Source organism: Candidatus Paceibacterota bacterium (genome assembly GCA_036517255.1).
Taxonomy (GTDB): domain Bacteria; phylum Patescibacteriota; class Minisyncoccia; order Phycocordibacterales; family WO2-35-19; genus DATDXE01.
In genome coordinates, this window is sequence record DATDXE010000014.1 from 1 (window position 1) to 14,612 (window position 14,612).

The 14,612-nt window shown below is 40.3% G+C and carries 14 protein-coding genes; 11 read left to right on the forward strand and 3 right to left on the reverse strand.

What is annotated here, in order from left to right; genetic code table 11:
* The first annotated feature begins 406 nt into the window (after window positions 1–406).
* On the forward strand, window positions 407–1,891 hold the full coding sequence (locus VJH67_02025; protein HEY4515944.1) for an HD domain-containing protein: 1,485 nt from the start codon (window positions 407–409) through the stop codon (window positions 1,889–1,891).
* Between the two features lie 435 nt (window positions 1,892–2,326).
* The gene (locus VJH67_02030; GenBank protein HEY4515945.1) at window positions 2,327–2,545 is read left to right on the forward strand and encodes a DUF378 domain-containing protein; all 219 of its coding nucleotides are present in this window, start codon (window positions 2,327–2,329) and stop codon (window positions 2,543–2,545) included.
* On the opposite strand, the gene VJH67_02035 is transcribed toward VJH67_02030, so the two are convergent.
* Window positions 2,537–3,346 carry an exodeoxyribonuclease III gene (locus VJH67_02035; protein ID HEY4515946.1) on the reverse strand — a complete coding sequence of 270 codons (810 nt, stop codon included), beginning with the start codon at window positions 3,344–3,346 and terminating at the stop codon, window positions 2,537–2,539. The genes VJH67_02030 and VJH67_02035 overlap by 9 nt on opposite strands.
* A 37-nt stretch (window positions 3,347–3,383) precedes the next feature.
* Window positions 3,384–4,304 carry a site-specific tyrosine recombinase/integron integrase gene (gene xerA / locus VJH67_02040; GenBank protein ID HEY4515947.1) on the reverse strand — a complete coding sequence of 307 codons (921 nt, stop codon included), beginning with the start codon at window positions 4,302–4,304 and terminating at the stop codon, window positions 3,384–3,386.
* A gap of 138 nt (window positions 4,305–4,442) precedes the next feature.
* Between xerA and rpsO the strand changes: the two genes are divergently transcribed.
* From rpsO to VJH67_02065, 5 genes are read left to right on the forward strand one after another with little or no spacing between them, the layout of a single operon-like run.
* Window positions 4,443–4,706 carry a 30S ribosomal protein S15 gene (gene rpsO, locus VJH67_02045; GenBank protein ID HEY4515948.1) on the forward strand — a complete coding sequence of 88 codons (264 nt, stop codon included), beginning with the start codon at window positions 4,443–4,445 and terminating at the stop codon, window positions 4,704–4,706.
* Window positions 4,707–4,715: 9 nt separating this feature from the next.
* A complete protein-coding gene (locus tag VJH67_02050; protein ID HEY4515949.1) occupies window positions 4,716–5,228 on the forward strand; it encodes an NYN domain-containing protein in 513 nt (170 codons plus the stop codon).
* Window positions 5,229–5,265: 37 nt separating this feature from the next.
* Window positions 5,266–6,210, forward strand: coding sequence for a hypothetical protein (locus VJH67_02055; GenBank protein ID HEY4515950.1), 945 nt, complete (start codon window positions 5,266–5,268; stop codon window positions 6,208–6,210).
* A 13-nt stretch (window positions 6,211–6,223) separates the two neighbouring features.
* On the forward strand, window positions 6,224–6,589 hold the full coding sequence (locus VJH67_02060; GenBank protein HEY4515951.1) for a TraR/DksA C4-type zinc finger protein: 366 nt from the start codon (window positions 6,224–6,226) through the stop codon (window positions 6,587–6,589).
* A gap of 10 nt (window positions 6,590–6,599) precedes the next feature.
* Complete coding sequence (locus VJH67_02065) at window positions 6,600–8,150, forward strand: YifB family Mg chelatase-like AAA ATPase (protein HEY4515952.1); 1,551 nt, start codon at window positions 6,600–6,602, stop codon at window positions 8,148–8,150.
* A gap of 263 nt (window positions 8,151–8,413) precedes the next feature.
* Here VJH67_02065 and VJH67_02070 read toward each other — a convergent pair whose 3' ends face one another.
* Window positions 8,414–9,325, reverse strand: coding sequence for a peptidoglycan DD-metalloendopeptidase family protein (locus tag VJH67_02070; GenBank protein HEY4515953.1), 912 nt, complete (start codon window positions 9,323–9,325; stop codon window positions 8,414–8,416).
* Between the two features lie 335 nt (window positions 9,326–9,660).
* On the opposite strand from VJH67_02070, the gene VJH67_02075 reads away from it, so the two are divergent.
* The 4 genes from VJH67_02075 to VJH67_02090 are packed head-to-tail and all read left to right on the forward strand — an operon-like array spanning window position 9,661 to window position 14,576.
* Window positions 9,661–11,604, forward strand: a complete 1,944-nt coding sequence (locus tag VJH67_02075; protein ID HEY4515954.1) for a UvrD-helicase domain-containing protein — start codon at window positions 9,661–9,663, stop codon at window positions 11,602–11,604.
* Between the two features lie 12 nt (window positions 11,605–11,616).
* Window positions 11,617–12,417 (forward strand): 16S rRNA (adenine(1518)-N(6)/adenine(1519)-N(6))-dimethyltransferase RsmA, encoded by an 801-nt coding sequence (gene rsmA / locus VJH67_02080; protein HEY4515955.1) that lies wholly within the window; start codon window positions 11,617–11,619, stop codon window positions 12,415–12,417.
* A gap of 7 nt (window positions 12,418–12,424) precedes the next feature.
* Window positions 12,425–13,273 (forward strand): hypothetical protein, encoded by an 849-nt coding sequence (locus tag VJH67_02085; protein ID HEY4515956.1) that lies wholly within the window; start codon window positions 12,425–12,427, stop codon window positions 13,271–13,273.
* A 19-nt stretch (window positions 13,274–13,292) separates the two neighbouring features.
* On the forward strand, window positions 13,293–14,576 hold the full coding sequence (locus tag VJH67_02090) for a hypothetical protein (protein ID HEY4515957.1): 1,284 nt from the start codon (window positions 13,293–13,295) through the stop codon (window positions 14,574–14,576).
* Window positions 14,577–14,612: the final 36 nt, after the last annotated feature.

Sequence of the window (14,612 nt, forward strand, 5' to 3'; positions counted from 1 at the left end):
TTCATACCATTTCTAAAAACACCCCCCGCCAAAAAAGAAGAATGATTGCATTTGCGGGTGAGGGCGAGGGGCAGAACGGCGAGGCTCTGCGAGCCGTGAGCGGAATTCATTTTAGAGTTAAGTGGCGATCCGAGCGTAAGAAATGATACAAAGTTACGAGGCGCGCGGAGCGTGCGAGTTGTTCACAATTTTTCAACATTCTGCCCTTCGTAAAAAGTTCGAGCAAAGTGTAGTATTAGGGCACAGAAATAGAAATCTTAAAGACAGAGTCCTTAATTTATTAAAATAGGCCTAAACTGTGGATAAAACTGTGTACACTGTGTAAAAGTCAAAGTCATTATAAAGGCCTAGAAATTACTAAATGGCTCAAAATAAGGAGAAAATAAAAAGACAGACAAAATAAGCTATGAATAAGGCAAAAATAGACAAATTCGATATACCAGAAGAAGTTTCCCGTGTAACAAGTGCTTTAAAAAAAGCTTCTTTTAAAGCACACCTGGTAGGAGGATGTGTCAGAGATCTTTTTATGGGGAAAAAACCAAAAGACTGGGATATAACTACAAACGCAACCCCAGAACAAGTAATCGCCCTTTTTTCTAAAACATTCTACGAAAATAGTTTTGGCACAGTGGGAGTAGTAGACGAGGAAGCCAAAGAAGAAACATTAAAAATCATAGAAATTACTCCATATAGGCTCGAAACTACTTACTCAGACAAAAGACATCCAGATTTAGTCACTTTTACAGACAAAATAGAAGATGATCTGAAAAGAAGGGATTTTACTATAAACGCTATCGCTTATGATCCTGAAAATGGCGAAATCGTAGACCCTTTTGGAGGAGTGGCTGATCTTTCACGTGGAACAATAAAGGCTGTAGGTGAGGCAAATGACAGGTTTAACGAAGATGCTTTAAGAATACTGAGAGCTATTAGGTTTCATGTGGAACTAGACTTCCCTATTGAACCGTCCACAGAGAAGGCAATTTTAGAAAACTCCCATCTAATATCTAAAGTTTCCCGTGAAAGAATAAGGGATGAGTTTGTAAAGATAATTATGTCTAAAAGACCTATGGATGGTTTATTGATTTTAAACAAATTAAGGCTTCTAAGCTATATTGTGCCAGAACTAGAAAAATCTATAGGTGTAGAGCAAAATAAGGCCCATTCATATGATGTTTGGACTCATTTGCTTAAAACACTACAACATTCAGCTGACAAGGAGTACCCATTGCATGTGAGGTTAGCAGCTTTATTTCATGATATATCAAAGCCAGAATGCCGCAGGTGGAATAATGAAACAAATCAATGGACATTCTACGGCCACGAAGTAGTAGGTTCACGTGTAACAAATAAGATACTAGAAAGTCTAAAGTTTTCACGTGAAACTATTAATAGAGTCACGAGTCTAGTTAGATGGCACATGTTCTTCTCCGACACTGAAACAATCACTCATTCTGCAGTAAGAAGACTGATCGTAAGTGTAGGTAAAGAAAATGTTTGGGATTTAATAAACGTCAGACTTTGTGATCGAATCGGAACTGGGAGGCCGAAAGAGAATCCATACAGGTTAAGAAAATACCAAGCCATGATAGAAGAGGTAATGGAGGATCCAATATCTTTAAGCATGCTTAAAGTAGACGGTAAAAAAATCATGGAAATCACGGGTATAAAGCCAGGACCTGAAATAGGACACATCCTGTACGCTCTTTTTGAAGAAGTGGTAGAAAATCCAAAACTCAATAACGAAGATTACTTATACAAAAAGACAACGGAACTACTAAAAATGTCTCTTAAAGATCTACGGGTACTTGGTGAAAAAGGTAAGCAAATAAAGGATTTTAAGGAAGAAGGAAGAATCAAAAATATAAGAGGTAAGCACTATGTAGATTAAAAAATAAAGTTTGAATTGACAGAAATCTTGTCAAGCTTATCCACAGTTGTCCTTTACAATATTTTAAAAGACAATATGATGTATATCAGACGTCGCCGCAAATTGCCTCGTACATAAAATAATGGGGCGACATTGATCTTTATAGTTGTACAACTGGGAGAAGTTCTGGTAGACCCGAAGTACTTGTTACACACACCCTCACTTTTTTATTAAAATAGGGGTAACGTGACGACTTTGGTCCGCGCGTAGTTTACTGGACCTTTCTTCTTAATTAGCCGGCTCTCATGAGCCTTAGCTTGTAAACCGCCTTGACGCCATCCTCCACTGCGTCGGCGGTTTTGTGCTTTACATAAAATTAAGGGTTTTCAACAGAAAAATTACTCTGAAACAGAATGGCCAGATATAATTAGCTCATTATCAAATAGTACACAAAGTATGAAAAGTAAAGGTTTACACACGATTACTTACATTCTCCTTATAATAGGAGGCCTAAACTGGGGACTAGAGTTCCTAGGATGGGGGATAGGTAGCTTCCTACCGTCAGGACTTGCAAGCCTCATATACTTGCTAGTCGGACTTTCAGCTCTATACGAGCTTTTCACTCACAAGAATTCCTGCAAACACTGTGAGGTAAAGCCTATGCAATCAATGTAGTTCGATCATCACAGGACAGTGGTCTGAACCCAAAACATCGGCAAGAATGGCCGATGTTTTGATTTTAGGCAAGAACTCTTTATTTACAAAGAAATAATCGATCCTCCAACCAATATTCCTCTCTCTAGACTGCCTCCAGGGAGTCCACCAAGTATAATGCCCTTTGCCCTTAGTAAAATGTCGAAAAGTATCTACAAAACCTGAATTTATCACATTATTTAGCCCCTCTCTTTCTTCTACAGTAAATCCATGCTCGCCTTCATTTTCTTTAGGGTTTGCAAGGTCATCTTCAGTGTGGGCTACATTTAAGTCGCCGCAGAAAACAACATTCTTTTTCTTCTTTAGGCTAGAAACGTACTCGAGAAAAGCCGGGTCCCACTGTTTGTGACGAAGGGGGAGGCGAGTTAGATCACCCTTGGAATTCGGAGTGTACACGCAAATAACATAGAATCCGCCAATCTGCTGACTACCAAATTCTAAAGTCAAAATCCTACCTTCTTTGTTTGGGTCGCCATAACCATCCTCCGTTAGCTTATATTTTTTGACCAAATCTTCTGGTAAACCGTAAAGCACTTTTAGAGGCTTTTCTTTGGTAAAGATGGCAGTGCCACTATAGCCAGCCTTTTCGGCTGAATTCCAATATTCTTCATATTCAGGCAGATCAACCTCACTTTGATGCTCTTGAGCTTTGGTTTCCTGCAAGCAGATAATATCCGGCTTATATTTATCCACAAAAGGAGCAAAAAGCCCCTTCCTATGCACTGCCCTTATACCATTCACATTCCAGGAAACAATTTTCATTTGGATATTGTAAACCTCCTCAAGGTTTAGAGCAAAATCATCTCTTACTATGGAATTTTTGATGGATTTCTTTGAGGTGTTTGTCAGTAACGTGAGTGTATATCTGGGTAGTGCCAATATGAGCGTGGCCCAGAAGAGCTTGCACGGAGCGGAGGTCGGCGCCGTTTGAGAGAAGATCGGTAGCAAAGCAATGACGGATAATATGCGGAGTGACTTTCTTCGATATCCCAGCTTTCACTGCATAATATTTTACTATCCTAGCCACCGATCTTTTATCAATTCTGAGACCTTCTTTATTTTTGGAGTTTTTATTTTTCGAAAGTTGAATAAACATAGCATCATCGAAATCAGTACGTTTAGCCAGATAACTTTTTAAAACATCTTTAGCCATATCAGAGAAAAAGACTACTCTTACTTTACCTCCTTTGCCTCGAATGGAGTGCTCGCTTTTACCTAGATCAATATCTCTATCAAGAGAACAGAGCTCGGAAACACGCAAGCCGGTAGAAAAGAGAAGCTCTAGCATGGCCCTATCCCTCAAACTTTTTAGATCACTGCCTTTGGGGGATACAAGTAATCGGGAAAGCTCTCCGTCGCTTATAAGGTCGAGTGATCTTTCGGCCACTTTCGCAAGCTCAATCCTCTCCGGAGGCAAGCTTGCGACCCCCTGCCTTGCCAAATATTTTAGGAAGGAACGCAGAGCAATAAGGTAATAGTTCTGAGTTTTTTTACTCAGAGTTTCCCTGATCTTGTAGGTACGGACCGGCTGACGATTGAGCCAGAGCCTAAATTCCCTTACTGCGGTATCACTAATATCATTTGGCTTGGTCGCTTTAGTCTGCTTCAAAAAAACAGTCAAATAATGGCCATAATTTTCAACGGTTTTTAGAGATCTGCCTTTTTCTATCTCCACATATTCCAAAAACTGCCTTTTTAATTGTTCTAATGTTTGAGCCATATCTCAATTATTCTAACACTTAACCCACCCCACCCTGCACCCTCCCCTTATTAAGGGGAGGGAATACGGAATCGGGTACATTTGATAAAGATTTGATGACTTGCTAGTGCTTAAGCTTCGTGCTATGGTATTAGGGCAATGTTAACTAAAACAAAAAAAGCTAAGATTATAAAAACTGTAGCAGTACATGATACTGACACCGGTTCTGCAGAGGTGCAGATAGCTGTACTCTCACGCAGGATCGATGACCTGACCTCACATTTGAAAAAAAACAGGAAAGATAAACACTCGAGAAGAGGACTCTTAGGACTTGTGGCTGATAGAAAATCACACATGAAGTATTTGGAAAAAAAGAACCTAAAAAGGTACAGCACTCTCGCCAAAAAACTCGGCTTGAAGTAAAATAGAAGAATGGCGGTAATAAAACAGAAGGAACAGCGCGTAGGAATTTTTATAGATACACAAAATCTCTACCATAGCGCTAAAAATATTTATAATGGGAAAGTAAATTTCGGTAATGTCTTGGAAGACACTTTGGCCGGAAGGATACTAGTGCGAGCTATAGCTTACGCAGTGACCACCGAGGCGGGAGACGAGAGCGAATTCTTAGAAGCCCTTGAAAGAGTAGGTATCGAAACCAAAACAAAAGATTTGCAGGTTTTCGCTGGAGGAGCCAAGAAAGGCGATTGGGATGTGGGCCTGGCTGTCGATTGTATCAAGTTTGCTCCAAAATTAGATGTCGTGGTCATCGTGTCGGGTGATGGCGACTTCGTACCTCTCGTTGAACATTTGAAATCAGAAGGTTGCCAAGTGGAAATAGCTAGTTTTGGCAAATCAACTTCAGCTAGACTGATCGAAGCAGTTGATGATTTTATCGATTTGGACGAAAACCCTCGCAGATATCTATTACGAATGAGGAGGTAGATTTCGATTTTATGGCCACCCATTGTAGAATAGAGTGGTGGAAGAAGAACTTAAACCAAATGCGGAAAATCTAGAGGACGTAGGCCTTACTCTACCTAAGGTTCTGCCCACTTCAGAAGAAAAAATGGGGGCTCTCGCTCAAAATTTACATAAAAAAGGTTTGTTACCTAGACTGCGAACTTTCAAAGGAGACATAGCCAGCTTGATACAAAGAAAGGATGAAACTGTTACCAGTATCGCAATCAAAGAAAATGAAAAAAGAAGGGAAGAGAGGACAGAAGCAAGAGGTAATTCTCATTCAACTAATTTTTTAATTTATATAATCGGTATAGTCCTGATCGTGGGGACAGTAGCGACTATGGTATACCTCACCGTACTCAAAATGCGCCAAATCCCAGTAAATGTAGTGCTGGAAGAAAATATAATTCCTAGCAGAGACACCATTTCAATAAATTTAAGTTCACTTTCTCCATCATCGGTAAGAGAAAATCTCAGGGAATTGAGAATAAAATCAGTAGAACAAGAAGGTATTGTCGCATTAAAAATAGGGGAGGCAAGCGGTAAAGAAATTTCTAACTCAAAAGAATTTAATGCCAGTATGCAATTGAAAATGCCTAGCGCCTTAGAAAGAACTCTGGGAGAAAAAATGTCGATTGGACTCTTTCAAGGCAGAGACTTTTTCTTCGCTTTTAAAGTAAAAGATTTCGGCATCGCTTTCCGCGACATGCTGGAATGGGAAAATAGTTTGGTCGACAATTTCAATCCATTTTTGAAAGAAATTTCCACCAGCACAGCTAGCACAATATATACTTTCAGAGATTTAATCGTCAAAAATAAAGATACGCGAGCAGCAATGGCTAGCAAGGGAGAAGTGAGGATGATTTATACCTTTCTAGACAAGGAGACTGTGCTCATAACAGAATCAGAAGAAGCTTTAAAGGCACTGGTAGATGCATACGTTGAAGGGAACACTGTAAGGTGATAAGATAGGCTCAATGGAAATAGAAAAATTAAATCATTTTAAGGAAAAACTTGTAGAAGAACTGGCTCTGTTGGAAAAAGAACTCGAGCATGTTGGCAAAAAAAGGCCCCTCAATGGAGAGGTGGATTGGGAAGGTAAGCCTGCTGATTTTGACACTGACTCGGCTGACGAAAGCGAACTCGGTGATAAGATGGAAGAATACGAAGAAAATACAGCCATAGTCAAAAACCTCGAAATACGCTACAACGAAGTTAAAAAAGCTCTGCAAAAAATAGAGGCTGGAACCTACGGCACTTGCGAGGTAAACGGAGAAGCGATAGAAGAAGATAGACTGGAAGCCAATCCTGCGGCTACGACCTGCAAAGCTCATATGAATTAAGACAAAAGATATGAGTTATGCGAAAGTTTACAGCGCGCAGACTCACCTCCTCACTCCTTATATTGTCGATATAGAAGCCGATCTGTCGCGTGGACTTCACGCTTTCAATATAGTCGGTATGCCGGACCAAGCGGTAGAGGAATCGAAAGATAGAATTTCAGCAGCTATAAAAAATAGTGGTTTCGAGTCGCCCAAGCAGCAAAACCATAAAATAGTTATCGCTCTGGCGCCAGCTGAAATAAAAAAGGAAGGGGCTGGGCTTGATTTAGGTATCGCACTCTCTTACCTCTTGGCTAATGAGGAAATAGATTTTAGGCCTGATAAAAATATTTTTCTGGGAGAACTTTCCTTGGACGGAAATTTAAGAAGAATTAAAGGAGTGTTGGCCCTAACCCGAGCAGCGAAAGAAAAAGGATTCGAGGCTATATTTCTACCTAAAGAAAATGCTTATGAAGCGGCTCTTGTAGAGGGCATAAAGGTTTTTGGAGCAAGTGATCTAAGAGAAGTTATAGATCATGTAGAGGGGAAAGAGGTTATGAAAGCTTCGCCTCAAACAAGAATAAAAGGAGGTATTCTTGACACAGAAAATGATTTTTCTGATATTAAAGGAAATCAAGCGGCTAAGAGGGCCCTCCAAATCGCAGGAGCAGGTAGCCACAACATCGCACTTTACGGACCTCCGGGAACAGGAAAGACGATGCTCGCTCGAGCGTTTGCTTCGATATTACCACCCCTCTCATTTGAAGAAATGCTGGAAGTAACCGAAATTCATTCTATATCAGGAAATTTAAAAGGAGCGATAGTAACAGAGAGGCCATTCCGATCGCCTCACCACACTTCATCCTATGTTTCCTTAGTAGGGGGAGGAGCGAGCCCAAAACCTGGGGAAATAACACTGGCTCACAAAGGAGTACTTTTCCTTGATGAGTTTCCAGAGTTTGAAGCGAGAACAATCGAAGCTCTACGCCAGCCACTCGAGGATAGGTTTGTTTCCGTTTCCCGAGCTCGAGGTTCGGCTCGTTTCCCGGCTCATTTCATATTAGTGGCAGCCATGAACCCATGTCCTTGTGGCAACTTCGGAGTAAAAGGAAAGCCCTGTATTTGCAGCCCGATCCAAATACAAAGGTATAAGAAAAAAATGTCGGGCCCTATTATCGATCGCATAGATATGTGGATAGAAGTTTCAAAAGTAGAACACGAGAGTTTGAGTAATTCGGATGCAACCCAAACAAATAAAATTCCAGAAAAAGAGAGCTCGCTCATGAGAGAAAAGATTTTAAAAGCAAGAGAAATAGCTAGAGACAGATTCAAAAAAATAGGAAGCAAAGTAGGATCGAATGGAGAAATGGGAGCAAGGGAGGTGGTACTGCACATAAATCTTTCGAAAGAGGCCAAAGAAATCCTCGATCGTTCAGCCAAACAACTCGACCTTTCCGCTCGCTCTTATCACAAAATAATGAAAGTAGCCCGCACAATCGCCGATCTCGATTCATCAATTGATATCACTCCTTCCCACATCCTAGAAGCTATTTCCTACCGCCCCAAATCTCAGATGTATTAGAAAAATTGATTTCTAAACAAAATAGAGTATCTTTATAAAAAGAAGTTTACGTCTTGTATCGCATTCCACCAACAGGAGCAAGTTACATGGCCAAAAACGGCGGCAATGACCCCAAAAGAGCGGCGGCACGAGCGGCGCGCAAAATCGCTCGCAACAGAGCGGTAACAAGCGGCATCCAGGTATCCGGGCGTCGAGGAGAACCGAGAAAGAGATGACGGGAAGGGGGGTTCGATCACTGATCGAACCCCCCTTGAATTTTTTAATTAAAAAGGATTCTTGGCGCCGCGGATTTCGAAGTGAAGATGGATGCCGGTAGATTTACCAGACTGACCCATGCCGCCGAGAACATCACCCTGACTTACAGATTCGCCAACAGAAACTTTGACACTTGAGAGGTGAGCGTAGAGAGTTTGAGTGCCGTTGTCGTGCTTCAGAACCACATAACTACCATAACCACCATTCCAGCCGGAACTCCGGGCGATAATAACTTGACCATCGGCAGCGGCCATAATAGGAGCACCGAGAGAAGCAGCAATATCGATACCATTGTGACCATGAATACCTTGGGTCCTCCTACCTCCAGCAACTGGTCGAAGGTAATAACCAACATATTCTTTCAATCCTGAAGAAGGTCTAACCGTAGAGCTTGTACCAGGAGTAGACGTGACTTCACCATCAGGAACTATGATAACTGTACCCAAAGCAAGAGAGGAGCCTTTTTCTAAACCGTTGTAACTAGCGATTTCTTCTAGATCACCTTTATATTTTTTAGAAATAGAAGCCAGAGTATCACCCTTTGCTACAGTATGTCGCACTCCAGAAATAGGCAGGATAACTAAAGTTTGGCCAGGCTGAACCACAGAACCTTTTAAATCATTATTCCATCGTATGGTATTGACTGTGACATTAAACATCGAAGCGATCTGAGAGAGAGTGTCACCTTCGCGTACAATATATACACTGATTTGATCGGATGTCGGCCTATTTTCAGATTCCTCCAAAGAAGAATCCGCTCCTTCTGCCTGTAGAGCACTCTCGTCAACCAGGATACCCCTATCTTGTTCTTCCGAACCACCAGGGGAAATAGATGAAGTGAGAAGTGCTATGTGTTGGATGTTTTTTTGGAAGCTTGGATGTGCTTCTTCTTCCATAAACATGCTGGATAAAGCACTCATCAGACCAGCAGATGCAGAGATTGGCAAGGAGGTAATGGCTACAAACAGAAATAACCTCTTCCACGACAGAGTACTCCAAAAACCTCTATTTTTCTCTTTTAGCCTTGAAAACTCGGCCTTTTTCCAGAGAGGGTGATTCGCGTTGGGTAAAATAAGCCTAAGATTAATGGTAATTTCGCTTTTTCAGAGAAAAATGGCTCTAATAGGCCATTTTACAGCAATTCAGTGGTGTCTTCAGACGCAGTTCATTATACCCTTTTGAATCAAAAACTCAAAAAGAAATCCCCACCTGCCCGAATGTACCTTTCGGTACGGGCGAGTGCTAATATGGTGGAATGAATTTTATTTCTGAATTAAATCAACGCCAAAAAGAAGCGGTGGACACAACCGAAGGACCAGTTTTGGTACTAGCTGGAGCGGGAGCAGGCAAAACAAAAACAATCACACACAGAATATTAAATCTGGTAAAAAAAGGAGTGGCCCCAGAAAATATTTTAGCTATCACTTTTACAAATAAGGCCGCTCAAGAAATGAAGGAGCGAGTACTTTCACTTATCCACAAAGAAGGCAACTTAAACCGACACTTGGGTTACGAGGAAAGGCCATGGGTAAGTACATTCCACTCACTGTGCGTAAAAATTATTAAAGATAATGCCACATTACTAGGAACCAAAAGACACTTTTCTATATACGATAGAGATGATTCAAAAAGAGCAGTACGAGAAGCTCTGAAGGAGATGGGCCTAGACAGCAAAGAGTACGAGCCGGGTAAAATCCTTTCTATAATTTCAAGAGAGAAGGGTAATATGGTATCAGTAAATGAATACAAAGAGAGGGAAAGAGGAGATTATATGGGAGGAATAGTGGCAGAAGCCTGGCAAAAGTACGAAAAAATTTTAAAAAAAGAAAACGCCTTCGATTTTGACGACCTACTCGCAGTGGCTGCAAAATTATTGAAAGAAAATGAAATAGTAAGAAAAAATTATGCAAAAAAGTGGCAATACATTCATGTAGATGAGTACCAAGATACAAACGAAGTGCAGTACCAAATTGCTAAGTATTTAGCCCAAGAACATAGAAATATATGCTCTGTTGGCGACGGAGATCAAAATATATATTCATGGCGGGGAGCAAATATAAAAAACATATTGAACTTTGAAAAAGATTATCCTGAAGCAAAAATAGTGGTGCTAGAGGAAAACTATCGTTCGACCCAAACCATACTGGCCGTAGCCAACAGGGTAATAGAGAAAAATAAACTACGCCGCAAGAAAGTGCTTTTTACTCAAAACCTAATGGGGGAAAAGATAGGTCTTTTCGAAGCTCTAGATGAAAACCACGAAGCACAATATATAGTGAATAAAATAAAAACCTTAGTAAAAATAGGAACACCTTTAAACGAGGTTGCTGTTCTTTATCGAGCAAATTTTCAATCACGAGCCCTTGAAGAAGCCTGCCTAAGAGAAGGACTTCCTTATCAAGTGGTGGGAACAAGATTTTACGATAGGAAAGAAGTGAAGGATGTCCTTTCTTTTATTCGTTATGCATTGAACCCGGAAAGTACAGCTGATCTGGTGCGTGTTATAAACGTGCCAGCAAGAGGCATAGGAAAAGTAACTCTTTTGAAAATAGTAGAGGGAAAAGAAAATGAACTTCCAATAAAAATAAAAGAAAGGGTTTGGCAATTTAGAAAAATAATGGAAAAAATAAAAGAAAGCGCTATGACAAAAAAACCCTCCGACACTGTAAAGTATGTGGTCGAGGCAAGCAAGATGGGAGAATCGTTAAGTAAAAGTGAAGAAGATATTGATAGACTAGAAAATTTGAAAGAATTGATTGTTTTGGCCAAAAGATATGATGAGTTGGAAGGGGAGGAGGGAATAGAGAGATTTATAGAGGACATTTCTCTGGCTTCTGACCAGGACGGTATAAAAGAGAACGAGGCGGTAAGACTAATGACGGTACACGCCTCAAAAGGACTGGAGTTCGATTGTGTATTTATATCTGGCCTTGAAGAAGGTTTGTTCCCGAGCGATAAAAATAGAAACGATAATGTGAGTGAAGAAGAGGCTGAAGAAGAAAGAAGACTATTTTATGTAGCGGTAACAAGGGCGCGCAAAAAACTCTTTTTGACCTATGCCCAAAGTCGCACTATTTTCGGTAGCCGAGGAGTAAACATACCTTCAGAATTTATATTCGATGTGGATGAGACCTTTATAGAAAGAGACTACTTAGATTTTACTCCGAGGAGAAAGCCTTTATTAGAAATAGAATTTTAATATACTAAAAACATGAGAGTAAAAAAACATTTGGGGCAAAATTTTTTAAGAGATCCTAAAATTTTAAAGAAAATCGTAGATTTTGCAGAAATCAAAAAAACAGACACTGTACTCGAAATAGGACCAGGAGAGGGTACTTTGACTAAAATTCTTTTAGAGAGAGCGGGCAGGGTAATCGCTGTGGAAAAAGATCATGAGCTAGCGGAAAAATTAAAGGAAAGATGGAAAGATTTAAAGAAGGAAAGAAAATTGGAAATATTAGAAGGAGATATATTAAAATTTCCGACTAGCATTACCAAGGGTCACCCTTGGCCTGAATCCACTTGGCCAAAGGTGACCCTTGGTAATTACAAACTCATAGGTAACATCCCTTACTACATAACTGGGGAAATATTTAGAAAATTTTTAGAGAGTGAACACCAACCTCAATCAATAACATTTGTGGTACAAAAAGAAGTGGCAGAAAGGATAATGGCTCGGGACAAGAAAGAAAGTATTTTAAGCATATCTATAAAGGCATTCGGTACTCCTGAATACGGAGGAGTAATAAAAGCGGGTTCTTTCGTACCGGCTCCTAAGGTGGATTCGGCTATCATCGCGATAAGAAACATAAGCATGGAAAAATTTAAAGAAGTAAAGATAGAAAAGTTCTTTGAAATACTTAAAAAGGGCTTCGCACATAAGAGAAAGTTACTTAAGAGTAACTTGAGTGTAGAAGATGCCGATCTACACCAATGTGGTATTCCAGTAAAAGCCAGGGCTGAAGATTTAAATATTGATGACTGGATTTGTTTGTCAAAAAGACTGATATAATTAGTAAATGCCGAGTCGTAAAGTCATATCACTGTTCATTGTTTGTGTTGCCTTAGTGGTATCTATTATTATTGCTTCAGGAATCAAAAGCCCATCTACTATCGCTTTAAACACAGGCCTCTTATCAAAAGGGCCAGAAATAAATTTGCCTCAAAATACAAACTGGGAAGGAGACGTTTCCGCTCTTTCCTTAGCAGAAGTTAACGTTTCCGAAATACAAAAATCCTCTACTGGCAATACAACTGACGCTATCGCAGAGTCTCTTATGTCAAATTATCTTGCCTTGCGACAAAATGGGGAATTAAATAACGGATCAGTACAAAAATTAATAGACCAAGCATCAGATTTCAGTGACGATACTGGCGCTACAAAAAAAACATACTCAAGTAAGGACATTGTGGTTTCGGTCGACAATAGCAAAGAAGCAACAAAAGAGTATGGCACAGCACTTGGTAATATATTAAAAATAAATAACTCTAGTCAGAAAGGTCGGGCGGAACTACAGGCGTTTAGAGAACTCACTTCAACAAAAGATATCTCAAAAGGAAAGGAATTAAAAATAATAGGTGAGGATTACAAAAAAATAGCCCAGAGCTTTGCAAAAATTAAGGTGCCATCTTCTTACGTAGAGTCACATTTAATATTCATTAATAGCATAGAAGGCCTAGGTGGAGCTGTAAATGATATGGCTAAAGTTTTAGAAGATCCAATAAAAGGTCTTTCTGGAATCGGAATATACCAGAGCAACCTTTCGATCATGCTATTAGAGATGAATAGAATAAGGGTAAAAATATTGAAAGATGGGGTCGTTTATAAACAAGGAGAACGTGGTTATTACCTATATTACGGAATATAATGAATAAGAATCAAGAAGTATGAACCAAGAATCAAGAAAAATAATCGCCAATTTTTTACTTTTTTCTGTGATTGGTATATCACTTTCACCTCTTTTTACAAGAAAAGCAGAGGCTCAGTGGGTAGTATACGATCCAGCAAATTTTGCTGTCAATGCCATGACAGCGGCAAACACTACGGCCAACACATGGGGTAAAGAGTTTGGTCTAGACACCATCGCCTTCATTATCATCAACATGATAATCGAAAGAGTAGCTGCTTCCACAGTCAACTGGATAAACAGCGGCTTCCAAGGAAGCCCCGCTTTCGTTACCAACCCTGAAGCCTATTTCAAAAAAATAGGGGATCAGGTGGCAGGACAACTGATTTTTAACCACCCCGATACCCGTTTTATGTGTGCTCCGTTCAAAGCTCGGGTACAAATTGCTCTTTCCCAGGCTTACCTCAACCCATTTGGCAATTTCCAATGTTCTCTTTCGAGAGTAGTGAGAAATTTTGATAATTTTATGAATGATTTTTCCGATGGAGGATGGGAGGGATTCATCGAATTAACACAGAATAGCCAAAACAATCCTCTTGGAAGTTTTAATCAACGAATGAATCAGATCAATCTTTCAGTAGGAAACAGCCTAGGCCAAGCCAACAAAGAACTTGACTGGGGGAAAGGATTTTTGTCGTTTAGAAAACCTTGTACTAAACTGAACGAGTTTGAAAGCAGAGAGTTTTTGACTGATGAGCAGTATGACGCACTACCATGTTTGGACAGCCCACCGATCGAAACACCGGGGAGTGTAGTCGAAAGCCAACTCAATCAAACCCTTCAGATTGGTAATAGTAGGCTACAGGTGGCAGATGAAATAAATGAAATAATAAGCGCTCTTTTGAACCAACTTGTGGGCAAGGCTTTGGGAGGATTACTTTCACTCGGCAAACCTGACCCCTCAAATGCAAATAGCCAAAGTTATCTAGAACAACTGCAAACAGCGACAGAAAACAACGATGCCGACCCTTATTACAATACGAGTAACAACAATAGGATAAGAGATCTAAGCACAAATATAGAAAACCAGACAACGAACCTTGGAAATTCACTCGACTCAGCAGAAGATATCGGAAATTCTGTTTTCGGAGGAAATTATGTTCCCCCACCTGACACAAGCGGTTTCGGCGCAGGAACTGGTGAGACCGGGGGAAATGGAGGGTCGGGTAACACTGTCACTCTGCCTGACGGCACGGTAGTAAATTGTGCTAGCCCACAAACAGAGCCTGGTCTTGCGGCCTGCATAAGCGCAGGAAAGATATAAAAGATGTCAAAAAAACTGATTACAATTTTGTTCCTG